Source organism: Acinetobacter sp. Swhac1 (assembly GCF_013390985.1).
In the GTDB taxonomy this organism is placed as follows: domain Bacteria; phylum Pseudomonadota; class Gammaproteobacteria; order Pseudomonadales; family Moraxellaceae; genus Acinetobacter; species Acinetobacter towneri.
Window position 1 is genome coordinate 1 of sequence record NZ_JACASN010000008.1, and the last position, 26473, is coordinate 26473.

Annotated in this window: 19 protein-coding genes and 2 pseudogenes; 11 read left to right on the plus strand and 10 right to left on the minus strand. The window is 40.8% G+C overall.

The annotated features are described in order from the left end of the window. Positions 1 to 342: pseudogene (istB, locus tag HX743_RS05555) on the plus strand (IS21-like element ISAba8 family helper ATPase IstB); the annotation flags it as partial. A 379-nt stretch (positions 343 to 721) separates the two neighbouring features. On the opposite strand, the gene HX743_RS05560 reads toward istB, so the two are convergent. Next, on the minus strand, positions 722 to 2956 hold the full coding sequence (locus HX743_RS05560) for an NADP-dependent isocitrate dehydrogenase (protein ID WP_178318709.1): 2235 nt from the start codon (positions 2954 to 2956) through the stop codon (positions 722 to 724). 816 nt (positions 2957 to 3772) lie between these two features. Between HX743_RS05560 and HX743_RS05565 the strand changes: the two genes are divergently transcribed. Then, positions 3773 to 5041 carry a sensor histidine kinase KdpD gene (locus HX743_RS05565; RefSeq protein WP_004974961.1) on the plus strand — a complete coding sequence of 423 codons (1269 nt, stop codon included), beginning with the start codon at positions 3773 to 3775 and terminating at the stop codon, positions 5039 to 5041. Between the two features lie 96 nt (positions 5042 to 5137). On the opposite strand, the gene HX743_RS05570 is transcribed toward HX743_RS05565, so the two are convergent. From HX743_RS05570 to HX743_RS05580, 3 genes are read right to left on the minus strand one after another with little or no spacing between them, the layout of a single operon-like run. Further along, on the minus strand, positions 5138 to 6574 hold the full coding sequence (locus tag HX743_RS05570; RefSeq protein ID WP_178318767.1) for an efflux transporter outer membrane subunit: 1437 nt from the start codon (positions 6572 to 6574) through the stop codon (positions 5138 to 5140). Between the two features lie 22 nt (positions 6575 to 6596). Further along, complete coding sequence (locus tag HX743_RS05575; RefSeq protein ID WP_178318710.1) at positions 6597 to 8570, minus strand: MacB family efflux pump subunit; 1974 nt, start codon at positions 8568 to 8570, stop codon at positions 6597 to 6599. A 1-nt stretch (position 8571) separates the two neighbouring features. After that, complete coding sequence (locus HX743_RS05580) at positions 8572 to 9906, minus strand: efflux RND transporter periplasmic adaptor subunit (RefSeq protein ID WP_178318711.1); 1335 nt, start codon at positions 9904 to 9906, stop codon at positions 8572 to 8574. A 413-nt stretch (positions 9907 to 10319) separates the two neighbouring features. Between HX743_RS05580 and HX743_RS05585 the strand changes: the two genes are divergently transcribed. Next, positions 10320 to 10769, plus strand: a complete 450-nt coding sequence (locus tag HX743_RS05585; protein WP_178318712.1) for a bacteriohemerythrin — start codon at positions 10320 to 10322, stop codon at positions 10767 to 10769. A gap of 50 nt (positions 10770 to 10819) precedes the next feature. Here HX743_RS05585 and holA read toward each other — a convergent pair whose 3' ends face one another. From holA to HX743_RS05605, 4 genes are all read right to left on the minus strand, one after another. After that, complete coding sequence (holA, locus tag HX743_RS05590) at positions 10820 to 11818, minus strand: DNA polymerase III subunit delta (RefSeq protein ID WP_178318713.1); 999 nt, start codon at positions 11816 to 11818, stop codon at positions 10820 to 10822. 21 nt (positions 11819 to 11839) lie between these two features. Then, on the minus strand, positions 11840 to 12370 hold the full coding sequence (gene lptE / locus HX743_RS05595) for an LPS assembly lipoprotein LptE (protein WP_178318714.1): 531 nt from the start codon (positions 12368 to 12370) through the stop codon (positions 11840 to 11842). Positions 12371 to 12566: 196 nt separating this feature from the next. After that, entirely contained in the window at positions 12567 to 15188 is a 2622-nt protein-coding gene (gene leuS, locus HX743_RS05600) for a leucine--tRNA ligase (protein ID WP_178318715.1), read from the minus strand. A 131-nt stretch (positions 15189 to 15319) separates the two neighbouring features. Continuing rightward, complete coding sequence (locus tag HX743_RS05605) at positions 15320 to 15691, minus strand: DUF4124 domain-containing protein (protein ID WP_372238842.1); 372 nt, start codon at positions 15689 to 15691, stop codon at positions 15320 to 15322. Positions 15692 to 16420: 729 nt separating this feature from the next. Between HX743_RS05605 and HX743_RS05610 the strand changes: the two genes are divergently transcribed. The 3 genes from HX743_RS05610 to ilvC all read left to right on the plus strand — a co-directional run bounded on the left by HX743_RS05610 (position 16421) and on the right by ilvC (position 19780). Then, entirely contained in the window at positions 16421 to 18148 is a 1728-nt protein-coding gene (locus HX743_RS05610) for an acetolactate synthase 3 large subunit (RefSeq protein WP_096902629.1), read from the plus strand. Beyond that, positions 18145 to 18636, plus strand: coding sequence for an acetolactate synthase small subunit (gene ilvN / locus HX743_RS05615; RefSeq protein ID WP_004974986.1), 492 nt, complete (start codon positions 18145 to 18147; stop codon positions 18634 to 18636). Before HX743_RS05610 ends, ilvN begins: the two co-directional genes overlap by 4 nt. 127 nt (positions 18637 to 18763) lie before the next feature. Further along, positions 18764 to 19780 (plus strand): ketol-acid reductoisomerase, encoded by a 1017-nt coding sequence (gene ilvC, locus HX743_RS05620; RefSeq protein ID WP_004974988.1) that lies wholly within the window; start codon positions 18764 to 18766, stop codon positions 19778 to 19780. A 248-nt stretch (positions 19781 to 20028) separates the two neighbouring features. Here ilvC and HX743_RS05625 read toward each other — a convergent pair. Continuing rightward, positions 20029 to 20576: pseudogene (locus HX743_RS05625) on the minus strand (transposase); the annotation flags it as partial. A gap of 400 nt (positions 20577 to 20976) precedes the next feature. Between HX743_RS05625 and HX743_RS05630 the strand changes: the two are divergent. The 5 genes from HX743_RS05630 to HX743_RS05650 all read left to right on the plus strand — a co-directional run bounded on the left by HX743_RS05630 (position 20977) and on the right by HX743_RS05650 (position 25559). Further along, positions 20977 to 21867, plus strand: coding sequence for a mitochondrial fission ELM1 family protein (locus HX743_RS05630; RefSeq protein ID WP_178318716.1), 891 nt, complete (start codon positions 20977 to 20979; stop codon positions 21865 to 21867). Positions 21868 to 21983: 116 nt separating this feature from the next. After that, complete coding sequence (locus HX743_RS05635; RefSeq protein ID WP_178318717.1) at positions 21984 to 23012, plus strand: glycosyltransferase; 1029 nt, start codon at positions 21984 to 21986, stop codon at positions 23010 to 23012. Next, positions 23012 to 23764, plus strand: a complete 753-nt coding sequence (locus HX743_RS05640; protein ID WP_178318718.1) for a polysaccharide deacetylase family protein — start codon at positions 23012 to 23014, stop codon at positions 23762 to 23764. The genes HX743_RS05635 and HX743_RS05640 overlap by 1 nt, the downstream gene beginning before the upstream one ends. Next, complete coding sequence (locus HX743_RS05645) at positions 23761 to 24531, plus strand: glycosyltransferase family 2 protein (protein ID WP_178318719.1); 771 nt, start codon at positions 23761 to 23763, stop codon at positions 24529 to 24531. The genes HX743_RS05640 and HX743_RS05645 overlap by 4 nt, the downstream gene beginning before the upstream one ends. Next, the gene (locus tag HX743_RS05650; RefSeq protein ID WP_178318720.1) at positions 24528 to 25559 is read left to right on the plus strand and encodes a glycosyltransferase; all 1032 of its coding nucleotides are present in this window, start codon (positions 24528 to 24530) and stop codon (positions 25557 to 25559) included. Before HX743_RS05645 ends, HX743_RS05650 begins: the two co-directional genes overlap by 4 nt. Before the next feature lie 15 nt (positions 25560 to 25574). Here HX743_RS05650 and HX743_RS05655 read toward each other — a convergent pair whose 3' ends face one another. Continuing rightward, positions 25575 to 26465 carry a hypothetical protein gene (locus tag HX743_RS05655; RefSeq protein WP_178318721.1) on the minus strand — a complete coding sequence of 297 codons (891 nt, stop codon included), beginning with the start codon at positions 26463 to 26465 and terminating at the stop codon, positions 25575 to 25577. Positions 26466 to 26473 lie beyond the last annotated feature (8 nt).

Here is a 26473-nt window from a genome sequence, read left to right on the forward strand (position 1 = left end):
AGTACAGCCTATCAGCAAGGTAAACTGAAAACCTATATGCAACGTGCGGTACTGGGACCAAAGTTACTGATTATCGATGAAATTGGTTATTTACCGTTTGGACGTGAAGAAGCGAATCTGTTCTTTAACGTGATTGCCAAGCGTTATGAAAAAGGCAGTACGATATTGACGAGTAACTTACCCTTTAGCCAATGGTCTAAGTCGTTTGCGGATGATGTTACGTTGACCGCTGCGATGTTAGATCGGTTGCTGCATCACTGTCATGTGGTACAAATATCGGGTGAGAGTTATCGTTTGAAGGATAAAAAAAGAATTGGGATTCAGCCCCAGGTTGAAATTTAATACGAGATCAAAGGGGTCAATTTTACTTTGCCATTTGTAAGGTGAAAGGGGTCAATTTTAGAATGCCGTTGACAAGACTTCTTATTAGCTCTTTCAGTGCCAAACTTTTTGCCGCAATATACACAGCACAGGTCTCGCTCCGAGACCGCATCTTCTATGTGCTTTGGTATTCCCCATGAATTTGCCATTTTAGGTTTTCCTTATTTTATGGCTATAGTTGAATGAAAAATCCTAACCTTTGATAACTCACATTCATAAAATTTAGATCTAAGCATAAAATGAAATAGTTGTCATAACACTATATAAATGAGGGTGTAAAAAAACCAGCGCCGAAGCGCTGGTTTTTTACATCACTAACTTAGGTTAGTTTTGCATCATCTTATTGAGCTGCATCAAGTGCAGCATTGAATGTTGCGCTTGGACGCATTACTGCATTCACTTTAGCTTGATCTACTGCGTAGTAACCACCGATATCAACCGATTTACCTTGTACTTCCGCAAGTTCAGCAACAATTTTGTCTTCGTTTGCAGCTAAAGCTTGTGCAAGTGGTGCAAACTTCGCTTTCAACTCAGCATCTTCATCTTGAGCAGCAAGTGCTTCTGCCCAGAATTTTGCCAAGTAGAAGTGGCTGCCACGGTTGTCCAGTTCGCCAGTACGACGTGATGGAGACTTGTCGTTATCAAGTAATTTGCTGGTCGCTTGATCAAGAGTTGATGCAAGTAATTTCGCACGAGTATTATCTTCTTTAATACCCATTTCTTCTAAAGAAGCAGCAAGCGCAAGGAACTCACCTAATGAATCCCAACGTAAGTGGTTTTCTTCAACAAGTTGTTGTACGTGTTTAGGCGCAGAACCACCCGCACCAGTTTCGTACATACCACCACCCGCCATTAACGGAACGATAGATAACATTTTCGCAGAAGTACCAAGCTCCATAATTGGGAACAAGTCAGTGAGGTAGTCACGTAAGATGTTACCTGTTACAGAAATGGTGTCTAAACCACGCGCAACACGCTCAAGTGTATAACGCATCGCACGAACTTGTGACATGATTTGAATATCTAAACCAGTCGTGTCGTGATCTTTTAAGTATTTTTGAACTTTCTTGATCACTTCGTTTTCGTGTGGACGGTACGGGTCTAACCAGAAAATTGCTGGCATACCAGAGTTACGTGCACGTGTTACTGCAAGTTTAACCCAGTCGCGAATAGGTGCATCTTTCACCTGACACATACGCCAGATGTCGCCTTCTTCTACGTTTTGAGTCATCAACACTTCACCAGTGTCAATATCAGTGATGTTTGCAACACCTGCAGCAGGAACTTCAAAAGTCTTGTCGTGTGAGCCGTATTCTTCAGCTTTTTGCGCCATCAAACCTACGTTTGGCACAGTACCCATCGTACGTGGGTCGAAGTTACCATTCCACTTACAGAAATTGATCATTTCTTGGTAAATACGCGCGAAAGTAGATTCAGGCATTACTGCTTTACAGTCGTAAGGTTTACCGTCAGCACCCCACATTTTACCGCCACCACGAATCATTGCAGGCATAGAAGCATCTACAATTACGTCGTTTGGAGAGTGGAAGTTGGTGATGCCTTTTGCAGAATCCACCATTGCAAGTGCAGGGCGGTGTTCTTGGCATGCGTGTAAATCTTCGATGATTTCTTCACGTAAAGAAGTTGGTAAGGTTTCGATCTTTTCATAAAGACCTGCCATACCGTTGTTGACGTTAATGCCAAGTTCTTCAAACAATTTACCGTGTTTTTCAAACGCTTCTTTATAGTAAATTTTCACACAGTGACCGAATACAATCGGGTGTGAAACTTTCATCATGGTCGCTTTTACGTGTAAAGAGAACAAAATGCCTGCTTCTTTACAATCATCCAATTCTTTTTCATAGAAGTCGCAAAGTGCTTTCTTGCTCATGAACATAGAATCGATGATTTCGCCATCAAGTAACGCTACTTTTTCTTTCAATACAATGGTTTCACCAGAATGAGTGATGAGTTCCATTTTTACATTACGTGCGCGGTCAAGCGTCATCGATTTTTCGCCATGGTAGAAGTCGCCTTCATCCATGTGTGAAACGTGAGTTTGTGACCATTGCTTCCATTCACCCATAGAGTGTGGGTGTTTTTTTGCATAGTTTTTCACTGCAGCAGGCGCACGACGGTCAGAGTTACCTTCACGTAATACAGGGTTTACTGCTGAACCTAAGCATTTACCAAAACGAGCGCGTAAAGCTTTCTCTTCTTCAGTGTCCGCATTTTCAGGATAGTCAGGAATTGCATAGCCTTTTGCTTGTAATTCCTTGATACATGCAACTAACTGAGCAACTGAAGCACTGATGTTTGGAAGTTTGATGATATTGGTATCTGGATCTTGCGTGAGACGTCCAAGCTCTGCGAGGTTGTCGGCTACCTTCTGTTCTTCGCTTAGGTATTCCGAGAATTCAGAGAGTACGCGTGCTGCTACAGAGATATCACTCTTGACAATCTCGATGCCAGCAGGCTTAGTAAAGGTCTCAATGATCGGCAGTAGAGAGTAGGTCGCCAACAATGGCGCCTCATCGGTCAGTGTGTAAATGATTTTTGACTTTCCACCAGCCATATATAGCCCCTTGCTTTGATTGAGTTTTTTAGGAGCGAGATGATGACTCAGCCCCTGCGAACCGATTTGCCTAATTTAACCTTGAGAGTATCGACTCTCTATGCATTTCAGTCAACGTAATTACAGTGATGACGCCATTTCGCTACGAAATGATGTGTCTCATTTGTGCGAGTCAAGACACGGCTTAATGTAAAAATGAGCCTATTTAAACCTAAAAATCGCCTTGAGTATTTACTGTTGAAATACTAATCAAATCGTATGATGAAGATATGACATCAAAAATATATGTATATTTTATTATAAATTAACCAGTTGAGGGTTCGACTTAAGTCGAATGTTTGATAAATAACCGATGAAAATGATAGGTGGATATATTTATTCTATTTATTTTATATGTTTATCAATATGTTGCTTCTATTTTTTACAGTGTGATGCAATGTAAACTCTTGTATAGAAGTTGAGATTTTCTTCAAAAACGGAGGGAAATCTACAGATAAAAAGCCTGATTTATATTTTAAAAGTTTAGATCTATTTTTATGGTCCAAATTTTACAAAAATAAGCGTATTTTTTAGTGGGTTTGTAGCACCGTTTGATCCATCAAAAATCATAATCAAGCGTGAGCTAAACCCTTGTTAATCCATAGATGAAAAAATCAAGTAGTAAAGAAGAAATGCCGAGTTGTTACGCAGTTTTTTAAATTAGTTTGAAAGCTTGTGTTTTGTGTTAAAGTTTGTAAGTTAACTCTGAATTCAGTGGATGAGTTTTGTAGACAAAATAATTCATAGGCGCGGCACACTCTAATTAACGAGGCAAAAATGAAAATACAGTTGCTGGAAATTGGTCCTGAAACGGAGCAACTCAGTGCTTGCACACTCTCGTTATTATTGGGTGTACATACGCCAAGTAACCAAATTGATGGTTTTTTGAAGTTTGCCCGTCAAATGCTGCAAGTCGATCATGCCATTTTGACTTTTAAAAATGAGCCGTACATCTGGTATTCCACCAATCAAGTTTTTAAAGCCTTTCGTGCCAACCCAAACGCACGGTTAGACGCTTTCTTTCAAGGTCAGCAACTGATTGAACCTCAACATCCTCAATATGCAAATTTTGTGCAGCACATCGCAAGTTTGGGGATAGAAGCCGCGCGCCTAATCGCACTGGATTTACTCAAAACCGATGGGGAGTCGATTGGGCAGTTGTTGTTATTTGATCATCGTGAAGAAGCGTTTAGTTTAGGTGCTTTGCCGACAGTGGCGGAGTTTGCTGCAGGTTTGGTGCGTTATATTGAATTAAAAGTTGATTATGCAAGCTTAAAAGAACTGTATGAACAGCAGTCTGCATTGAATTTTAGTAAAACCAAATTTTTCCAAATTATTGCGCATGATTTGCGCGCGCCATTTCATGGCTTATTGGGGTTTTCGGAAGTTTTAGCGCAAGAGCGCGAAACTTTGGATGATTCTAGTATTCAAAATATTGCCGACTATTTATTCGACACAGCACAATCGACCTATAACTTGCTAGAAAGTTTATTGAATTGGGCGATGGCAGAGGGTGGACGCTTTGTGTATCACCCAATTAATTTTGAGTTAAAGCAATCGACCAAAATTGTTTGCGATGTGTTGAAAAGTTTGGCAATCAAGAAAAATATTGAACTGATTGATCAAGTTGAAGAAGGCATTAAAGTTTATGCCGACATCAATATGATTACCTCGGTGATTCAAAATTTGGTGTCGAATGCGCTGAAATTTACCTTTACCGATGGCACAGGCAAAGTCATTTTACGTGCAGAGCAAACAGAAACCAGTGTGGATATTTATATTCAAGATACGGGTTTGGGCATGACTGCACAACAACTCGAAACGCTGTTCGAGCCTAAACTTACTGTTAGTTTTAAAGGCACTGCAGGTGAAAAGGGTATTGGTTTAGGTTTGGTGTTGTGTAAGCGTTTTGTCGATTTGAACCACGGGCAAATTGTGGTGGAATCGAAAGAAGGTGTGGGAACGACTTTTAAAGTCAGTTTGCCAATTGCGACCAGTAGCCATCAAGTATTAAGTAAAGAAGCGTTATTATCTGAGAAAACTTAATTTCAAAGTTTATATACAAAGCAAGCAAAAGCCTGTGGATGTTTAAAATCATCCACAGGCTTTTTTTATCGTGATCAATTTAGATCAACTCTTGCATTATTGAATGTTTTGAATCGGACTACCACCCAACGCTTGCAATAAAGTCACATAGGCGTTGTATTGGTTTTGCTTGGTCTGCAATAAACTTAAACGTGCATTGCGGGTGGTTTCTTGTGCATCTAGCAGGTTTTTTAAGGCAATCGCACCATGCCGATAACGCACCTCAGTTAAGCGTTCAGTTTTCTCTGCCAGTGCTAAATTGCGGCTTTGCAGCGCGACTTGTTGATTCAGCGTGGTTCGTGCTGACAGTGCATTTTCGACATCGGCAAAGGCTTTATATAAAGTTTGTCGATATTGCACAATGGCTTTTTCATATTCCAAAGCATTCACTTTTAGATCGCGCTGCATATCATTCCATTGCAAAAATGGCAGGGTTAAACCTGCACCTAAAGTGGCAATTGGGTTTTTTAGGGCATCGCTTAAAGAGGTATGCGCGCCTGTACCGACACCTGTACTGAGTGTGCCTGTAAGACTGATGGATGGGTAATAACTGGCTCGATTGGCATCTTTATTGGCCAAGGCTTTACGTAAACGTAATTCGGCTGCACGTAAGTCGGGACGACGTGACAGCAGTTCTGCAGGTAAGCCAGCAGTAATATTCGGTAAACGAACAGCGGCTAAACTCTGTGGTTCATTGATATTCAACATTTGCACAGGTTGATGCAGTAAAACTGCCAAGGCGGTGCGTGTTTCAACTTTTTGCTGTGCAATTTGGCTCAAGGTTGATTTTTGACTTTGCAGGGCTTGTTCGGCTTGGTTTAAATCCAATCCTGAAACTGCACCCGCGCGATATTGCGCACTGACCAATTGATACGTTTTTTGCGTACTGGCAAGGTTTTGTTGTGCGACAACATAGCGTTCATTTAAATAACCCAATTGCCAATATAAATTGGCAGTGGTTGCAATCAGGCTTTGTGCGGTGGCTTGTAAGTCTTGTTCGGTGGCTAAGGCTTCCCAACGTGCAGCTTCAGTCTGATTGGCAAGTTTACCGAATAAGTCCAATTCATAGCTCAGTCCGGGATAATTCAGCGAAATCCCACGCGCTGTATCACCATTGCCCTCTAAACTAAATTGATGCCCTGTAGAAATACCTGCATTGCCAATCTGGACACCTTGCTGACTTTGGCTTTGTTTGGCTTGTAATCTAGCTTGTTGTAAATTCAGTCCTGCAACCGCGAGGTCACTGTTACGCGCCAAGACTTGTTCAACCAATTGATTTAAAGCAGCATCGTGAAAGAGTGTCCACCAACGGTCTGTATTTAGTTGTGCAAGGACTTGCTGGCTTTTTTGCTGCTGCTCAAACTGTTGAGGAATATTTACAGCAGGTGCCTGATAAGGTGTTTTGACTACGGCTGCACAACCCACTAAGCTGCTGCCAAGAAAAAGCGCAGTGACGAGTTGGCTGAATTGTCGTGACTTCTGGTTAAATCGCATCATCATTCCTTACTCTAATTCCTTATTCTCTAGATAGCGCATCGACAGGGTTCAGTTGGGCAGCATTACGTGCAGGAATAAAACCGAACACAATTCCAATCAGGCTTGAACAGACAAAAGCGGCTACAATCGAGGTGGTGGAGTACGCCATTTGAAAGGTTCCACCTGCCACATGATTAATCAATTGCCCAATTCCGAGTGCGAGCAAGACGCCAAGTACACCGCCTAAAATACACACTAAAATGGCTTCAATTAAAAATTGCTGCAAAATATCGCTTTGTCGTGCGCCGACTGCCATGCGTACCCCAATTTCTTGGGTGCGTTCTGTGACAGAGACCAACATGATGTTCATTACGCCAATTCCACCGACCACCAGTGAAATCACTGCAATAGCAGAAACCAGTAAGGTCATGGTGGCGGTAGTTTGTTGGATGGTTTCACGGATACTGTCGGCATTTTGAGTAAATACATCCTGCGCACCATGACGCTGTACCAACAGACTTAGGATGGCATTTTCTGCTGCAGCACTTGGATATTCATCTTTGACTCGTACAATAATGCTGCGCACATGGCTTTGGCCAAGCATGCGGCTCATTACCGTAGAGTAGGGCAAATACACATTTAAGCTGTCGGCATTGCCCATCATGCTTTTTTGTTCTTCGACCACGCCAATAATACGGCTGGGTACGCTGCCCAATAAAATTACTTGCCCGACAGGGTTGCTGCCATCACTAAAAAATGTATTTTTGGTGTTGTGATCAATCACCACATCTTGTGCTTGTTCCAGCACGCTGTGTTTGTCAAAAGGCTGACCCGACTGGAAGTTCATGCCGCGCACATAGAAAAAGTCTTCGCTCACACCATTGACTGTGGCAGAAGCCTCGGTGTCTTTAAAACGTACTGTGACGTTGCTATTGACCGATGGGCTGACCCCATCCACATAAGGTTGTTCTGCCAAAGCATCGGCATCGGCAGGAATTAGGGTTTTAAGCTGAGATGAGCGCGAGGTATCACCAAAACCACGCCCCTGAAACACGGTAATGGTGTTGGTACCTAAACTGCTGATGTTCTCTAAAATTTGTTTCTGTGAACCATTGCCAAGTGCCACAACAGATACAACCGAAGCGATCCCGATAATAATCCCGAGCATGGTTAAAAAGGTGCGCATGCGATGCGCATTCATCGCCAGTAGCGCCATGCGGAAGGCTTCACCTAAACGATCAAATACAGAACGCCAAGCTGAAGTTCTTTTTTGTGGCGGATGTTGCAAGGTTTGTTGGGCAATATCATCCTGATCGGCAGGTGTGTTGGGCTGATCAGAAATAATAAGCCCATCACTGATTTCAATAATCCGTGTGGCATTTTTAGCGACATTATGGTCATGTGTGACCAAGATGATGGTGTGACCTTTGGTATTTAGCTCACGCAAAATCCGCATCACTTCAATACCGCTATTCTTGTCGAGTGCACCTGTGGGTTCATCGGCAAGAATCACATCGCCACCATTCATCAAGGCACGTGCAATGGATACACGTTGTTGTTGCCCACCTGAAAGCTGACTTGGGCGGTTTTGGGTTTTATCGGCTAGACCTAAATCACTGAGCAGCGCAGTTGCGCGAGTTTGTCGTTCTTCAACATCGGCACCTGCATAAATTGCAGGCACTTCGACGTTGCCCGCAGCGCTTAAATCACCCAATAAGTGATAGCGCTGGAAAATAAAACCAAAATATTCACGACGTAGCTGTGCCAGTTCATCGGCTTCAAGTTGTCGGGTTTCACGTCCTTTGACTTTATAGCTGCCAGTGGTGGGTTGATCCAGACAGCCCAAAATATTCATGAGAGTGGATTTCCCCGAACCCGACTGACCTACAATCGCAACCAATTCACCTGGGTAGATCTTCAGGTCAATGCCTTTGAGAATCTGCACTGTAGATTCACCCGCAGGGAATTCACGGGTCAGATTGGTGACCTCTAACAGAGGTTGTGACTGACTCATCTTACATTCTCACTGATGGGCCAACACGACCACCACGCTTCGCCGCATCGTTTGAGGTATCGGAACCATCGGCAATAATGACTTGATCGCCCAGTTTTAGGCCACGAATGACTTGTACTGATGCGCGGTTGTTTAAGCCAAGCAATACCGATTGTGGTCGAGCTGAACCATCGGCTTGCAGCACGCGTACCATGCCTAAAGAGGCTTTACCTTGATCAACCAAGGCTTTTTCATTGGTAGTCAATTCCAAGCGGGCAGGGCGTTTGCTAGAACTGGCATCGGTATTGTCGCGCTCAGCACGTACGTTGCTGTCTGAATTATTGCTGTTGCCACGACTGCGTGAACGGTTTACACCTTGTACCGCAGCAGCAGGAATGGTCAGCACATTGCGTGCCTCTGCCAATACAATGGACACTTGTGCGGTCATATTGATGCGTAGCTTGCCGTCTTCATTTGGTACGTCAAATAAAGCGTTGTAGTACACGGCAGAACTTGAAGATGATGACGTATTGTTATTGCTTTCGGTATTGATGGATTTGGGTGCAGGTTCTACCTGACGTAAAGTAGCGTAATGTTTTTTCTCACTGTTGCCCAAGGTGGTGAAATAGACCGTTTGTCCCTCTTCGACCTTCATTACATCCGCTTCAGAAATTTCTGCTTTTACAGTCATGGTGTCAAGTTTGGCTAATTTAACAATCGTGGGTGCACTTTGATTGGCGTTCACGGTTTGACCTTCTTCGGTCACAATTGCAACGACAGTGCCATCCATTGGGGCAAGAATACGGGTATAACCTAAATTTTCTTTAGACGTGTCTAAAGTTAGGCGTGACTGTTCAATTTGAGCGTTAATGGCAGCAATTTCTGCTTGTGAAGTTTTATAGTTGGCTAAGGCAGTTTCAAGTTCGGCACGTGAGGTCGCATCTTGCGCATACATGGCTTGTTGACGCTGATATTCTGCTGCGACTTTGGCGAGATTGGCTTGTCGAACCGCCAATTGTGCCTGTTGGTTTTTAATACTGGCCTGCGCTGTTTTAAACTCATTTTCCTGTCGTACGGAGTCAATTTGGGCAATCAACTGTCCTTGTTTGACTTGATCGCCTAACTGAACATACATTTTTTTGACTTGACCTGAAACTTGCGCACCAACACTGACCATTTTGGTGGCTTCAAGTACGCCTGTTGCCAACACCGCACTTTCAATATCTCCACGGCTCACTTCGGCAGTAATGTATTGCGGTTGTTGTTCTTTGGGTTTTAAAAAATACCAAGCGGCAAATGCCAGCATCAGCGCAATGATAATTCCCGCAATAAGTTTGGTCGATTTTATTTTTGGCATGAGTCAAAAAACAGAAAAAGAAATTAAAAGGATTATAGAAGTGAAATAAGGATAAATCGTGAATTTTTTGAAGAAACTGCAAATGAGAATTATTTATTGGTGGTTTGAGCTAGATTTAATACAGTCTGAGTACGGTATTACATCCATAAAAAAAGTGAAAATAGCATCTGTTAACGAGGTGGGGTAGTTTGTTTCATCTCTATGATAATTTTATGAATTTTTATGATAAATGCTGAAAAATACAACTATGGTCTAAGTTGCTTAAAAAACCTTATTTTCTATATGGATTTAAGAATTAAAAGCAGCTAGTATCAAATTCCATAAAATAATTATGGATTTAATCATTAGGATAATACGGCATCGGGACGATGCAATAAAACATGACTTTAAGCAAAAAATCTGAGGGGTAAATCATGGAGTGGAGTGAGAAATTTAATATCGGAATTGATGTGATTGACAATCAACATCGACAAATTCTGGACTATATTAATGCGCTGGAAAAAATTCGGGCGACAGGTGCGCGGGAGCAAATCAAAGAAGTCTTGGATGACTTGATTGACTATACGCAATCGCATTTTAGCTTTGAAGAAAACGTGTTGTCACAGGTCAATTATCAATACTTACCATCACATCGTGGTATTCACGAACTCTTTGTGAAGCGTTTGAATGATTGCCGTCAGCGTTTTGCCAATGGCGAATCGGTAGAACATGATTTGTATCGTTTGTTGTCTAAATGGTTGATTAACCATATTCAGCATGATGATCAGGATTATGTCGATGCAGTACGTGACAATATGCTGCATTATTTGCGTTCACAGGAACAGAAAAAAGGTAAAAGTTGGTTTGCACGTTTCTTTAGCTAATCCTCTGAAAAGCAGATGATTTTAAAAATTATTTGATGAAGTCTGCTAAATTAAGCCGAGTGAGAAGCGAACAGTGTTTTACCACAGAGTTCTGTAATGGCTTGTAGCACCAGATGTTCAGGGTTTTCCTTGGACATCCCTTTTATGGCGGCATCAATACGCAATAACAGGGCGGGCCATTGCAAGAAACTATTTGGATTTAAACGTCGCAAAGCTTGCTGATAAACACTGACTTTGTTTTTCCAAATACCCAGTTGCAAAGCATTTTGTGGTTGTTCAAATAATTGCATCAGTAGACGCATTTCTTTGCTGATGCTCCATAAAATTAAACTCATGGTTTCTCCAGAAGCCATTAAGTATTGAAAAATTTTCATGGACTGTGCCAGATTGCCTGCCAATAAAGCATCGTTTAAATCATACGTGCTGTAACGGGATTGATCTTGTAAACAGGCATGTAAATGTTCAATCTGAATCTGCTGAATTTCAGGAAAGGTGTCACTGACCCGCATTAAGCTATTTTTGGCAGCCAAAAGGTTGTGTTCATGATGTTGTTCCAACCATTGCCACGCATCATGTCCCAATTGGATGCCAAGCTTTTCTGCTTCCAAACCTAAAATCTGCTGCCGATCTTTAGGATAATTCGCCGTGAGTGCAACATTGACCCCATTGGCATCAATCAACTGAAAAAAACTGGATTTCAGACTATTGTTGTCTTGTTTCGGCATTACCACCAACAGCAAGTTTTGTTCATTGTGTTGAATATAACTTTTCAGTTGTTTTAGTGTGCTGGCATCAGGCTTGATATTGCCGTGTACTTCAACCGCCAATTGACTCGAAAACAGTGACAGACTGTTTAAGGCATTGAATACATTTTTCCAATCGCTCACGCTATTTAAATCATAACGCTGACGTTCAATATCCTGTTTTTGCCAACTGGCACGAAAAGCATCCAGCAAGTTTTGTTCGAGTAAGGGTTCTTGACCATGCAAAATCCATACGCCACGTGCTTCATCGACACGTTTGAGGGCTTGTAGATAGTCAAGTTTCATAAAAAAATCGCACTCGAAAACTTATTTAGGGTTTGAATACACAGGTGGATTGACCAAAGGTAAACGATTAGATGAAATTTGACGCACAATTTGCTGTGCCACATCATCAATAATTACTTCTTTTAAGAATTTTTGTTCCTGATCATCGGTATTCACAGTTGCGACATCATACTGATAACTACGGCTTGCCATGATTGTACGAGGTTCGGTGATCGGGTTGCCTTGCGCATCTTCAATACGGAAAGTCACGCTTAAACGCAACAAGGTTTCTACCAGTTTGCCATTCAATTCCAAGCGAAGTGGCGTATAGTCAAGCACACGCAGTACATAGGCATTAGGGTCATTGCTGAGTTGTACGCCCGCTGTACCCATGTGAATAGAAAGTTTTTCTTCTAATTCTTCAGCATTGCTCGGTAAAGCCAGACTCATTTTTGAATAAGCCACAGGTGCAATGCTTGGATTGGTGCCTTTAAGATGAAAACCACAGCCGACTAAGCCAGCACTGAGTCCACAAGTTAAAACAATGACTGCTAGACGTTGGCTAAAGTGCATGTGCTGTCCTCTGTAATATTCTTGAAAGTTTAAAAGCGGAAGTTGAGAATATCTTGATTGTAGGTGCAAAGCCCATTGACTGACAACGGGCTTTGTTTGGAAATTGTTTTAATTCCTTTTTTGTAGGAGGGTTTAGGGGGATTGTTTTATAAAATCCCTCCAAGCCTCCCTTTAAAAAAGGGAGGTTTAAAAGCACTTAAACCACCAAATTCACTAACTTATTCGGTACCACAATTTCTTTCTTGGTTGGCCCAGTCAAGAATGGTTGTACTTCAGGTAAGGCTTTGGCAAGTGCAAGAATGTCTTCTTTAGATGCATCTACTGCTACATCAAGCTTGCCACGTAATTTACCATTTACCTGCACCACAATCGTTTGAGTGTTACGGGTTAATGCAGACTCATCGACTACAGGGAATAGGGTAGAAGTTAATTCAATTCCGAACTCTGCCAACAAGGTTTGGCTCAAGTGTGGTGCAAATGGTGCAAGCAAGGTCAATAACGTCACAATCGCTTCGCGTTCAACCGCAAGGTCTTGTTCGTTTTGCGCTTCAAACTTGTTGCAAGCATTCAAGAGTTCCATCAATGCTGCAATTGCAGTGTTGAACGCATGACGACGTTCAATATCATCGCCCACTTTTTGAATGGTTTCATGGGTTTTGCGACGTAAGTCTTGCGCTGCTGTAGCAAGTTTACTACTGTCAATTACAGTTGTATTGCTGCCTTTTTCAAGGAAACCTGCTGCTAAACGCCAAACACGTTTTAAGAAGCGGTTCGCACCTTCAACGCCTGCATCTGACCATTCTAAAGACTGATCTGGTGGTGCAGCGAACATCATAAATACACGTGCAGTATCTGCGCCGTATTGGTCAATAATGGCTTGTGGGTCGATACCGTTATTTTTCGATTTCGACATTTTTTCCTGACCACCAACAATCACAGCTTGACCATCGCCTATGTATTTAGCCGAAAGAACGCGACCTTTTTCGTCTTTTTCAAGCTCGATATCGGCAGGGTTAAACCAAGTTTTCTTGCCGCTTTCTGCTTCGCGGTAGAAGGTGTCAGCCAAGACCATGCCTTGAGTCAGTAAGTTGGTAAATGGCTCATTGCCTTGTACCACGCCTTCATCACGCATAAGTTTGTGGAAGAAACGCGCGTACAATAAGTGCAAGATGGCGTGTTCTACACCACCAATATATTGATTGACTGGCAACCAAGTTTGTGCAGCTTCAGGCTTGACCATGCCACCTGTAAAGTCTGGAGATGCGTAACGTGCGTAATACCAAGATGACTCTACAAAAGTATCTAAGGTATCGGTTTCACGACGTGCTTCGCCACCACAGCATGGGCAAGTGGTTTGATAGAATTCAGGCATTTTATTTAACGGGTTGCCTGAGCCATCTGGCACAACATCGGTAGGTAAAATGACAGGAAGTTGATCTTCTGGAACTGGAACTTGTCCACATTTTTCACAGTTGATCATTGGAATTGGGCAACCCCAGTAACGTTGGCGTGAAACACCCCAGTCACGTAAACGGAATTGTACTTTTACGTTGGCTAAACCTTGTGGCTCTAATTTCGCTAAAAGTGCATCAAAAGCCGCTTGGAAATCTAAACCATCAAATTCGCCTGAATTGACCAGTTTACCTTCTTTAGAACCGTACCATTCTTGCCATTGGGTTGTGTCAAAGTCCGCATCGTCTGCACCTTTGGCATCAATCACCTGAATAATTGGCAATTGGAATTTATTGGCAAACTCAAAATCACGCTCATCGTGTGAAGGTACAGCCATCACCGCGCCAGAACCGTAAGACATCAACACATAGTTGGCAATCCACACTGGCAATTCTTTACCCGTTACTGGATGCTTCACAAACAAGCCAGTCGCCATACCTTTTTTTTCGGCAGTGGCAAGGTCAGCTTCTGCCACAGAACCCATGCGGCATTCTTCAATAAAGGCTTTTAATTGTGCATTATTTTCTGCTGCTTTTAACGCCATTGGATGTTCTGCAGCAACAGCCACATAAGTTGCACCCATTAACGTGTCAGCACGCGTTGTAAATACAGTCAGACCATCTGCATAAATTTCAGGATTTGCCGATGGGAATGTGATTTCCATCCCTTGCGAACGCCCAATCCAGTTGCGCTGCATGGTCAAGACTTGCTGTGGCCAACCATCTTTTAAAGTTTCTAAATCGTCTAATAATTCTTGGGCATAATCGGTAATGCGGAAGTAGTACATTGGAATATCGCGTTTTTCTACCAATGCACCTGAACGCCAACCACGACCATTTTCGACCTGTTCATTGGCCAAAACTGTTTGATCGACAGGATCCCAGTTGACTGTCGAGAGTTTGCGATAAATTAACCCTTTTTTATACAGTTGCACGAATAACCATTGTTCCCAGTGGTAATACTCTGGGGTGCAAGTGGCAAATTCACGATCCCAATCTACTGCCAAACCTAGTTTTTTCAATTGGTCGCGCATGTAGGCGATATTTTCAAAAGTCCATTTAGCTGGGGCAACCTGATGCGCAATCGCTGCGTTTTCAGCAGGTAAACCAAAAGCATCCCAACCCATCGGTTGTAAGACTGTTTCACCTTTTAAACGGTGAAAACGGCTAATTACATCACCAATGGTGTAGTTACGCACGTGACCCATGTGCAGTTTGCCGCTTGGGTAAGGGAACATCGAGAGGATATAACGATGTGGACCTTCGACTGTGTCGGCAACTTTAAAGGCTTTGCGAGATTCCCAGTCATTCTGGACTTGAGGTTCAATCGCACTGGCTTGATATTCAGGGTCAATGTGAGTAGTCATAAGGTTAAAATCAGGAATAAACGGTTAAAAAAAGTGTGTCACACAGCATAGCGCAAAATGCAGCTAAATTGAATTTTGCGCGTTGGATTGTGCAGGAAAATTTAAGCGAGTCGTACTTTATGGCTTAAAACTTAAAAAACTTGTGGGTTGGCACGTTCTTGTTGTGCCTGATTTAAAGCTGCATTGGCTTCACGTTGTTGCTGATCCATGGCTGGATTTCCTGCAGGATGATTTGTGGTTGGTGTCGCTTGTTGGTTTGTTGCATTTGCAGCAGTAGGCTCAGGGTTCGCAGTAGAATTTGCAGGAATGGCAACAGTAGGTGCTGAATTTTTCCAGCCGTAGGTATCGACTTTACCTTTTTTCTTGGCTGTTTTTGGTGGTGGTGTCGTGGTGTAATGGGTTGATCCATTTGCATCGACCCACTTGTAATATTGTTTTGCAGAAACTGAGCTAGTGGCAAAAATTAGAATCAAGCTTGCAGAAAGACAACTCAAGCGGATCATTGGCGTTTTCATGTTTGGAAGTCCTGAGCAAAAAAGGTAAATGGCAGAAAACCAATTACAAAAAATCATGTTGGCTAAATTTTAGCAATAATTCCCCGTGAAGCTAGGATTTATTGACAATTTTTTGATGATTTTTATCTGCAATATCGCCTATTTAAAATTGGAGCATTGACTTGTCTATTTGCAAGTTAAAATAAGCTGAAATGCGTTGGTGAATCATAACCAAGCGATTTATATATTTTTTAATTCATTCTTTATTTTTATGTATGTGATATGAAAAAATTATAAAAAATTCAGCAAATCTCTGAAATTATTTGTTTTATATGGAAATATTAGACTTTGGATTAAATTGTGATGGATGACACAAAGCGCAAAAAATACCCAGTTTATAAATAAAGCAGAAAAAGCCGATTTTTAAACTTGACTTTAGTCGGGTAAACTACAAAAATGCACACTTTAGTTTTATGTGCCTTAGATCGATCACCCTTCGAATAAGTGTCATGTCATGCAATGGGCAACTTCTCTAGCCGAGAAGCTGAACAAAGCTTATAAAATGTGTTTACCCCAACACGTTTTAGATCTCATATTGCTTATACGGTAATCAGATCAGAAATTTTTCCTATTGCCATGAAAACTATGAAATATGTGTGCTATAACAGTGCAGGAATTAATGAACAAAACACTGCAGGTGTCTCCCATTTTGCAGTGACAAGACTAGGGTGAATCACGTTGGAACTTTTATCTGGTGGTGAAATGCTCGTTCGCGCATTGGCGGACGAAGGCGTTGAGCATGTTTTTGGATACCCAGGCGGCGCAGTACTTCATATTTACGATGCGTTCTTTCAACAAGACAAAATTAATCATTACCTTGTGCGCCATGAGCAAGCTGCTGGTCATATGGCAGATGCCTACTCGCGCGTAACAGGTAAAACTGGTGTGGTGCTGGTGACTTCAGGTCCTGGTGCAACCAACACGGTAACTCCAATTGCAACGGCTTATATGGACTCAATCCCAATGGTGATTTTGTCAGGTCAGGTTGCAACACACTTAATTGGTGAAGATGCCTTCCAAGAAACCGATATGGTGGGTATTTCACGTCCGATTGTAAAACACAGTTTCCAAGTGCGTCATGCAAGCGAAATTCCTTCAGTGATTAAGAAGGCATTCTATATTGCATCTTCAGGTCGTCCTGGTCCTGTGGTGGTTGATATTCCTAAGGATGCAACCAACCCAGCAGAAAAATTTGCTTACGAATACCCAGAAAAAGTGAAGATGCGTTCGTATCAACCACCGCATCGTGGTCACTCAGGTCAAATTCGCAAAGCAATTGATGAGCTATTAAATGCCAAACGTCCTGTGATTTATTCAGGCGGTGGTGTTGTACAAGGCAATGCTTCTGAGCAATTGACTGAACTTGCACACATCTTGGGCTTCCCTGTAACCAATACATTAATGGGCTTGGGCGCGTTCCCAGGTAATGATCCACAATTTATTGGTATGTTGGGCATGCATGGTACTTATGAAGCCAACATGACCATGCATAATGCTGATGTGATTTTATGTATTGGTGCGCGTTTTGATGACCGTGTAACCAATAACCCTGCAAAATTCTGTCCAAATGCCAAAGTCATTCATATTGACATTGACCCTGCGACAATTTCAAAAACCATCATGGCACACATTCCAATTGTAGGTGCGGTTGAACCTGTACTTCAGGAAATGTTGGTTCAATTGAAGCAATTAAATGTGTCCAAGCCAAACCCTGAAGCGATTGCTGCATGGTGGAATCAGATCAATGAATGGCGTAAAGTTCATGGTTTGAAATATGACAAACCAACCGATGGCACGATGAAGCCGCAACAAGTAGTTGAAGCTTTAGACAAAGTGACCAATGGTGATGCGATCATTACTTCTGACGTAGGTCAGCACCAAATGTTTGGCGCGAACTACTATAAGTACAAGCGTCCACGTCAATGGTTGAACTCTGGTGGTCTAGGTACTATGGGTGTAGGTTTACCGTATGCTATGGCGGCTAAACTGGCTTATCCAGATCAACAGGTTGTATGTATCACGGGTGAAGCATCGATTCAGATGTGTATCCAAGAGCTTTCTACCTGTAAGCAATATGGTTTAAACGTTAAGATCTTATGCTTGAATAACCAAGCTTTAGGTATGGTTAAACAATGGCAAGATATGAACTATGAAGGTCGTCACTCAAGTTCTTATGTTGACTCATTGCCTGACTTCCCTAAATTGATGGAAGCTTATGGTCACGTTGGTATTCAAATTAACCATGCCGATGAGCTTGAGTCTAAGCTTGCAGAAGCGATGGCGATTAATGACAAATGCGTATTCATTAACGTAATGGTTGACCGTACAGAGCACGTTTATCCGATGCAAATTGCGGGTCAATCCATGAAAGATATGTGGTTAGGTAAAGGGGAGCGCACAGAATGAGACACATTATTTCCGTTCTCGTTGAAAACGAATCAGGTGCGCTTTCTCGTTTAGTGGGTTTATTCTCTCAACGTGGTTATAACATTGAGACTTTAAACGTTGCGCCAACCGAAGACCCAACACTTTCACGTTTAACGCTTACAACTTATGGTGATGATCATAAAATTGAGCAAATCACCAAACAACTGAATAAATTGGTTGAAGTGGTTAAAGTGGTCGACCTGTCAGAAGGCCCGCATATTGAACGCGAATTGATGCTGATTAAAGTCAAAGCATCGGGTGCTGCACGTGCTGAAATTAAACGTACTGCAGACATCTTCCGTGGTCAAATTGTGGATGTCACACCAACGACTTATACGGTGCAGCTTGCGGGTACAACTGAAAAACTAGATGGTTTTATTGACGCGATTGCTGAAAACACCATTTTAGAAGTTGTGCGTTCAGGTGTGTCAGGTATCGCACGCGGCGAAAAAGTTTTAACCATTTAACTAAATTTCATAGTTAATTTTACTCATCGAATTCATTCCATCTCAAAGGATGGAGAGCTTACTGAAGTACTGAATAGACAAGTACTTGAGTAAGATAGGAATCCTAAGCATTTTAGCGGAGACAGCAATGCAAATTTTTTACGATAAAGACTGCGACTTATCTATCATTCAATCTAAGAAAGTAGCGATCATTGGTTACGGTTCACAAGGTCACGCGCACGCGCTTAACCTTAAAGATTCTGGCGTAGACGTAACTGTAGGTTTACGTGCTGGTTCTGCTTCTTGGAAAAAAGCTGAAAATTCGGGTCTTAAAGTTTCTGAAGTTCCTGCTGCTGTTGCTCAAGCTGACTTAGTTATGATTTTGACTCCAGATGAGTTCCAATCACAACTTTATCGTGACGTGATTGAGCCAAACATCAAGCAAGGCGCAACTTTAGCATTTGCTCACGGCTTCTCTGTACTTTATAACCAAGTTGTTCCACGTGCAGACTTAGATGTAATCATGGTTGCACCTAAAGCACCTGGTCACACTGTACGTTCTGAATTCCAACGTGGTTCAGGTGTTCCTGATCTTATCGCGATTCATCAAGATGCTTCTGGTAATGCACGTAACGTTGCACTTTCTTACGCTTCAGGTGTAGGTGGTGGTCGTACAGGTATCATCGAAACTTCTTTCCGTGAAGAAACTGAAACTGACTTATTTGGTGAGCAAGCAGTTCTTTGTGGTGGTGCTGTTGAATTGGTTAAAATGGGCTTCGAAACTCTTGTTGAAGCTGGTTATGCACCAGAAATGGCTTACTTCGAATGCTTACACGAGCTTAAATTGATCGTTGACTTGATGTTCGAAGGCGGTATCGCTGACATGAACTATTCAGTATCTAACAACGCTGAATATGGCGAGTATGTAACTGGTACTGAAGTGATTAACGAACAATCACGTGAAGCAATGCGCAATGCACTTAAACGTATTCAATCTGGTGAATATGCGAAAATGTTCATCCAAGAAGGTGCGTTGAACTACCCATCAATGACTGCTCGTCGTCGTCAAAATGCGGCGCATGGTATCGAAGTAACTGGTAACAAGTTACGTGCGATGATGCCTTGGATCCAAGCAAACAAGATTGTAGATAAAGAAAAGAACTAAGGTTGCGTTACGTGCCTTAAAAAATGGGAAAGCAGTGCTTTCCCATTTTTTTCGTGCCTTGGATCCAAGCGAACAAAATCGTAGACAAAGAGAAAAACTAAGTTTTAGTTTAATCTTTAAAAAACCCTTATTGTATATAAGGGTTTTTTTATGAGTGAAGTAAAGGATGTTACGTGCCTTGCGCTTCGCTCAGAACTGTGTTTTCACTCCTTGCGCTGTAAGCGTCCGCTGAACCCCATGCCTATTTTTTAATTTGAGTTGGATTTCCAGCGATGTGGCGTAATTCTTCTATTTGGGTCGCTTTATGCGTCGGCAGCCTTTTCAGCACATCACTTAAATAGGCATACGGATCCAAGCCATTCAGCTTTGCTGACTGGATTAAAGTCATGATATTCGCCGCTCGCTGGCCGCTGCGCAGCGAGCCAGCAAACAGCCAGTTCTTGCGCCCTAAGACCCAAGGTCGCATTTGATTCTCTACCCAATTATTGCAAATCGGTAGATTGCCATCATCCAAATAGCGGATTAAAGCTGGCCAACGCTTCAGAGTGTAATTGATGACCTTGGCGGTGGGAGAACTCGATGGCACCGTCAGATGATGTTGGTTGAGCCATTCATATAGTTGTTGCATCACCGGTTGGCTATGCTGTTGTCGGTATTCGCGGCGGTCTTCCGCTGTACCATCGGTCTTTTTCCTGAGTTCTGCTTCTATGGCATACAGTTTCTGAATCAGCACTAATGCCTGTTCAGCGACCTGACTTTTCCCGGTCACATGCAGTTCATGGAATTTACTGTTAGCGGCAATGTAAAAATGACCCCCCAACAGCATTTGAAAATTGACCCCCTTGGTTAATATAGTGGTCTTTTTGGACTGCTCAACATGTTAACTTTGGAGCAAGCAGGGACAATCCAAATACTTCATCAACAAGGTCAATCTATTAAGGCAATTTGAACCGTACCGGGTTTGTCGGAGACTCAATATTCTGAGAGACTATTCCGATGAAAAAACCAAACTATACTCCCGAAATTAGAGAAAGAGCGGTTCAATTACTCATTGAATCTGAAAAGGCGGATTCAAGCCTTGTGACAGTTCAATGAAGTTTATATTTCGAGTCATTGAGGAGATGTAGCTTTGCTTACTTTAAATGCTTTGATAGAGTAAAATAATGCGATTCTTGCTTTAGATCTGGTGGGTGAATATGCATATTGTATATGTGAGTGATGGCAAGGCAGGTCATCGCTCTCAGGCATTAGGTCTTTTTAAGGCAATGCAAAAGCAAACACATATTGAGTTCACTTTTGAAGAAATTTCGATTGATCATTTACCATTGTTGAGTTTGTTGGCCGCATATAAGAAACAAAAACTTGCAGCAGTATCGCAGCCACCTGATTATATTTTTGGAGTAGGCAGTCATACACAATTCCGTGTTTTTTTGATGGGCAAGGTTTTTCCGCAAGCGAAAACCGTGATTTTAATGAAACCCAATTTTCCATTATCTTGGTTTGATCATGTGGTTATTCCTGAACATGATGGTGTTGCTAAACAGGGCAATGTGATTGTTACAAAAGGTGTGCTGAATCCAATTGAAAATGAGCAGCGACACATGCCAAACCGTATTTTGATCGCATTAGGTGGTTCATCTAAACGGCATGTTTGGAATGCAGATAAGGTGTTGTCTGCGATTGGGCAGATCGTGCAGCAGAATATGCAGTGTGACATTATTTTGACGAGTTCTAGGCGTACACCTGCTGATTTTTTAGCGACATTGGCTCAGCAAAGTTTTGCTTCACGACTACAAATTTTTCCAGTTGAAGAAACGCCGCAGGGTTGGATTTTTGAAGAGATGCAAAAAGCGGAAGCGGTATGGGTGACTGAAGATAGCGTATCTATGATATACGAGGCACTCACTGCAGGTTGTAAAGTAGGGCTTATTCAGATAGATCGAGTGAAAGAGGATCGGATTACGCGTTCGGTACAGCATTTGCTTGATCAAAAACTTGTATCGAATGCTAGACAAATTGCTGAATTATATTCTACGACTGCTTTTAAAGAAGCAGAGCGTGTGGCGAATAGGATGCTAGTTAAATGAGGTGTAGTTGTTTAAATTGTTATGATGGACTAGCTTATATCCTATTATTCTTTTTTAACAACGATTAAAATATACCAATCTATAAATGGGACATTCATTTGTTTCTTGAGTGATTTATGAAAATATTACATATTGCGAATTTTGGGTTCAACAAACAAGGTGCTCATTTTTATTGTACAGACCGTAAGATTTCTGCGGGTTTGATTGAAAATGGTCATTTTGTATATGACTTTAGTTTTCGTGATATGGCTAGAATGGGAACTATTTTTAAAACAAAAAAATTAGGGGCAAATTGGGCAAATAAAGAAGTTCTTAAAATAGTTTCTAATTTAGAACCAGATCTAGTTTTGATTGGACATAGCGATTTAATGAGTCCAACGGTGTTAAAAGAGATCAAGCAACAATTCCCAAAGACAAAAATTGCATTTTGGTATGTTGATCCTTTGTATTTGGAGCAAAAACTTGGTTTTGTTCGTGAATTTTCTCCATATTTAGATGCTATTTTTTGTACGACTGGTGGAGAATATCTTCAAAAATTGAAACAGCCAAATTTAAAAGTAGCTTATTTTCCTAACGTCGGGCATTCAAATGTTGAAATACTAAAACAATTTGAATCTACAAATATTGATAAAGAATTTATATTCTGTGGTGTTGTTTATAAAGAACCAGAACGTGAAAAATTTTTGAAAGACTTGGCAAATACTCTTCAAGCACATTCATTGAAATACCAATATTATGGTTGTTTTGAGCAAGCTGGCGTGTATGGAAAAGGTTATTATAAAGTGCTTTCAGAAGCGCGTATGGGGTTAAATTATTCACGTAAAAACGATGTAACTTTATACAGTTCAGATCGTATTGTACAGTTAACGGGTAATGGTCTATTAACTTTTAGCCCTCGTATCCCTGATTTTGAAAAACTGTATAGTGAACAAGAAATTGTCTATTTTAACGACCAAAATGATTTAGCTGAAAAAATTAAGTACTATGCAGATCATCCTGATGAGGCAAGAAAAATTGCAGAATTGGGTTGGAGCAAAACGCGTCATAGTTTTAATGCTAAACGTATTACTCAATTTATGCTTGAAGTTACTTTTGATCAGCCTTTATCTGAAGCATATGAGTGGGCATATGAGGTGTATATCTAATGTGGTTTGTTTATGTGGTACTTGGTTTAATTGTTTTTGCTGCAATACTTTACTTATTAGGTAATTATACCTTTTGGTTACCATTACGCAGTGCGAAATTGCCACGTATTGTGATGTTGCATCAAGTAACTCCCCATGCAGAAGCTTCAGGTATGAATATGCCACCGGCTAAATTTGAACAGTTGTTGCAGTATTTGGTAAAAAAACAGGCTGTTTTTTGTTTCGTTTCCGAACTTGACCAGTATGAGGGGCAGAGTAATGTTTTTGCCCTGTCATTTGATGATGGCTTTCAGGATAACTACCAATATGCATTTCCTTTACTCAAAAAATATAATGCGAAAGCAACAATTTATTTAGCAACACAAATTGAAGGTATTGAGAAGTTAGATACAGCACAAATTCAAGAAATGTCAGCTTCGGGCTTAATTGAGTTTGGTGCACATACTCAGCATCATGTAAATTTGTTGAAATTATCTGATGAGGAAGCATTTGCAGAAATGCAGGCATCAAAAAAAGATGTAGAAGTTTTAGTAGGGAAATGTCCAAGCTTTGCTTATCCATTTGGGCGTTTTAATGACAAACATCAACAAATGGCAAAAAAAATTGGTTTTAAAAATGCTGTATCTACACGTAAAAAAGTAGAAGCTTATACAGAAACTAACCAATTTAATATTCCACGTGTCAGTACACATGGCGCAATGAATGCTTTGCAAATGCGTATTGCTTTAGCCAAAGGACGTTATAAATTATGATTCCGTGTAGTGTTTATATCGTAACCTTAAATTGTGCTGAATGGCTTGAGAGTACACTGGAAAGTGTAAAAGACTTTTCAGAGGTCATTATTTTAGACTCAGGCAGTACAGATCTTACTTATGCTATTGCAGAATCATTTCCCAATACGCGAATTTCTCATCAAGATTGGCAGGGCTATGCGGGTCAAAAAAGCTTAGCTTTAGCGCAATGTAAAAATGATTGGGTTTTAAATTTAGATGGTGATGAAGTTTTATCTTCTGAATTAAAAGCTGAAATTGAGCAAACGATACAAAGTAATCAATTGGATGCTTTAATTACACCAATTAACGATGTGTTTTTAGGTGTTCCCAATAGTAAATATACAAAAAAGCATGCCAAGGTACGTTTTTTTCGTAAATCTAAAGGGCGATATGACTTAGAAAATAAAGTGCATGAAAATGTGATTGTAGATGGTCAGAGTGTTCGTGCAGAAGGTGATATTTACCATTATGGTGAATCAAGTATTTTTGTTAAAGTTGAAAAGAATAATCAATATTCTGAATTAAAAGCACAAGAAAAATACCAAAAAGGTAAAGTGCCGAGTTTATTAAAGTTGGTTTTAGTTATGCCTCTTACTTTTATAAAGTCTTATTTTATTAGACGTAGCTGCTTAAATGGGTGGAGAGGCTTTGTAAACAGCATGGTAAATGCTTTTTATGCATTTTTAAAGGAAGCTAAATTATTTGAGCAACATCAAAAAATGAAAAATAAACAGGATAATCTATGAAGATTGTTCAAGTTTTGGCAACAAGTGGTGGTGTTGGTGGTTTAGAACAACACACTTTTAACTTGGTTAATGAATTATCTCAGCAACATGAAGTACATATTATTGCACACCCTTGCTACGCGGATAAATTTAATGCGCATGTATGTTTTCATGCTGTAGATTTTTCTCGTAGTCGTTGGAATATATTTTTACTTTGCCAGCTAAAATCTATTATTAATAAAATTCAGCCAGATATTGTACATGCACAAGCAGGAAAAGCTGCTGAATTGATCTCTAAAATAAGAACATGGCTAAAACCTGTTAAATTTGTAACAACAGTCCATGGTACGAAAAAGAACAAATCAATTTATACTTTTGCAGATGCCGTTATTGCAGTTAGTCAGGCTTTAACGCAGGGAATTCCTAGTGAAAAAGCGTATGTGGTTTATAATGGGGTATATACACAACCAAATTTATCTGACGAGCAAAAACAACAACTAAAGTCGGAAATCTACATTCAACATTCTTTATTAAATTCTTCTAAAAAAATAGTAATGTGTATTGGACGTTTAGAGCCTGTAAAAAATATAAGTTTACTACTTCACGCAATGTCTAATATAGATGCACATCTTTTTATTGTTGGTGATGGGTCATTGCGCTCAGATTTAGAGCAACAAACAGCAGCACAAAAAATGCTAGATCGTGTTGCTTTTTTAGGTTTTAGGACAGATGCTCGTGATTTAATCCAAATCGCTGATGTTGTTGTATTGTCCTCGGATCGTGAAGGATTTCCATTAGTGATGGTTGAAGCTTTACAAGCAAATAAAACGATGGCATCTACTCGTGTAAATGGTGTTATAGAATGGTTGCCAGAGCCATATCTTGCAAATATTGGACAAGTGAAAGAGTTGCAACAAGCAATAGAAAATGCTTTAACTCTACAAGCACAAATAGATTTTTTACCTTTGTTCATGAGAGCAAGGCAAGAGTTAACTGTTACAGCCATGGCACAGCAAACGCTCAATATTTATGAGCATTTGCTAAAATAGTTGTTTTGGGCTTATTTACTTTTTAACTGATAAGCGTATTGCATCTAAAACTACAAAATTATGTTCAACATTTATTGTATGGCAACCATCATCGTTATTGTTCCATGTGGGTAAAACAACTTCCAAAAGTTGCTCTTTGTATGAGGTTGGGCTAAGTTCAAGAATTTCTTTGAATTCAATATTTCCGCCATAACGCTTTAATGAGTCTTGACTAGGTCTTATAAGTTTTTCTTTATAAATAAAAGGCTTACCAGCCATTCTGAATTGCTGATGACCTTTGCAGACTGGATTTTGTGGGTGTTCTTGCCAGTTAGGATTTAAAATATCTTGAGTAAAGAAAATATCTAAACGGTCACCAAATTTTTTGCAGTTTCTACGTGTGGAAGTCAATAAATACCACATACCCTCATGGTAAAAGGGAGTGGTATCTACAGCCTCAATATTTTCAAATAGGTTTGAATGTTTTTCCCATTTGAGAGGAAAATCAGTACATTTCCAAAGTTCAATTGTTCTTTTAGCACTTGTTTCTGGAATCATATACCAGTCATTTTCAACTTTAAAAACGCATGGGTAGGAAAGATGATAATCCTGTTTTAGAATGGTTTGCGGTTCTGTATAGGTGCCATCTTTAAATACTTCTAAGACCGATAAGAATCCAACGGGATGAACATCATCGACTTCTTCAAAAAAAATGAAATGACGGTCGTTGTCCTGAGCATAGAAACAGTCAGCAAAAGTGAATTTGCGCGGTGAATGAATTTCAAACAGGTTCTTGAGCTGTTCTTGGTTTTTTAAGGGTTGATCTAGCCAGCCAAAGCGCATATACCAGTGGGAGGTAAACTTTTTAGCTTGTTGGTTTTGCTGGTATTTATACCATTTTTTTAATAATGAACGCGATAAAGACATAGCTTGAA

Excerpts from the sequence above, each read along its gene's own strand:
- HX743_RS05560 (WP_178318709.1), bottom strand. The coding sequence starts at position 2,956 with ATGGCTGGTGGAAAGTCAAAAATCATTTACACACTGACCGATGAGGCG.
- HX743_RS05565 (WP_004974961.1), top strand. The coding sequence starts at position 3,773 with ATGAAAATACAGTTGCTGGAAATTGGTCCTGAAACGGAGCAACTCAGT.
- HX743_RS05570 (WP_178318767.1), bottom strand. The coding sequence starts at position 6,574 with ATGCGATTTAACCAGAAGTCACGACAATTCAGCCAACTCGTCACTGCG.
- HX743_RS05575 (WP_178318710.1), bottom strand. The coding sequence starts at position 8,570 with ATGAGTCAGTCACAACCTCTGTTAGAGGTCACCAATCTGACCCGTGAA.
- HX743_RS05580 (WP_178318711.1), bottom strand. The coding sequence starts at position 9,906 with ATGCCAAAAATAAAATCGACCAAACTTATTGCGGGAATTATCATTGCG.
- HX743_RS05585 (WP_178318712.1), top strand. The coding sequence starts at position 10,320 with ATGGAGTGGAGTGAGAAATTTAATATCGGAATTGATGTGATTGACAAT.
- holA (WP_178318713.1), bottom strand. The coding sequence starts at position 11,818 with ATGAAACTTGACTATCTACAAGCCCTCAAACGTGTCGATGAAGCACGT.
- lptE (WP_178318714.1), bottom strand. The coding sequence starts at position 12,370 with ATGCACTTTAGCCAACGTCTAGCAGTCATTGTTTTAACTTGTGGACTC.
- leuS (WP_178318715.1), bottom strand. The coding sequence starts at position 15,188 with ATGACTACTCACATTGACCCTGAATATCAAGCCAGTGCGATTGAACCT.
- HX743_RS05605 (WP_372238842.1), bottom strand. The coding sequence starts at position 15,691 with ATGATCCGCTTGAGTTGTCTTTCTGCAAGCTTGATTCTAATTTTTGCC.
- ilvN (WP_004974986.1), top strand. The coding sequence starts at position 18,145 with ATGAGACACATTATTTCCGTTCTCGTTGAAAACGAATCAGGTGCGCTT.
- ilvC (WP_004974988.1), top strand. The coding sequence starts at position 18,764 with ATGCAAATTTTTTACGATAAAGACTGCGACTTATCTATCATTCAATCT.
- HX743_RS05630 (WP_178318716.1), top strand. The coding sequence starts at position 20,977 with ATGCATATTGTATATGTGAGTGATGGCAAGGCAGGTCATCGCTCTCAG.
- HX743_RS05635 (WP_178318717.1), top strand. The coding sequence starts at position 21,984 with ATGAAAATATTACATATTGCGAATTTTGGGTTCAACAAACAAGGTGCT.
- HX743_RS05640 (WP_178318718.1), top strand. The coding sequence starts at position 23,012 with ATGTGGTTTGTTTATGTGGTACTTGGTTTAATTGTTTTTGCTGCAATA.
- HX743_RS05645 (WP_178318719.1), top strand. The coding sequence starts at position 23,761 with ATGATTCCGTGTAGTGTTTATATCGTAACCTTAAATTGTGCTGAATGG.
- HX743_RS05650 (WP_178318720.1), top strand. The coding sequence starts at position 24,528 with ATGAAGATTGTTCAAGTTTTGGCAACAAGTGGTGGTGTTGGTGGTTTA.
- HX743_RS05655 (WP_178318721.1), bottom strand. The coding sequence starts at position 26,465 with ATGTCTTTATCGCGTTCATTATTAAAAAAATGGTATAAATACCAGCAA.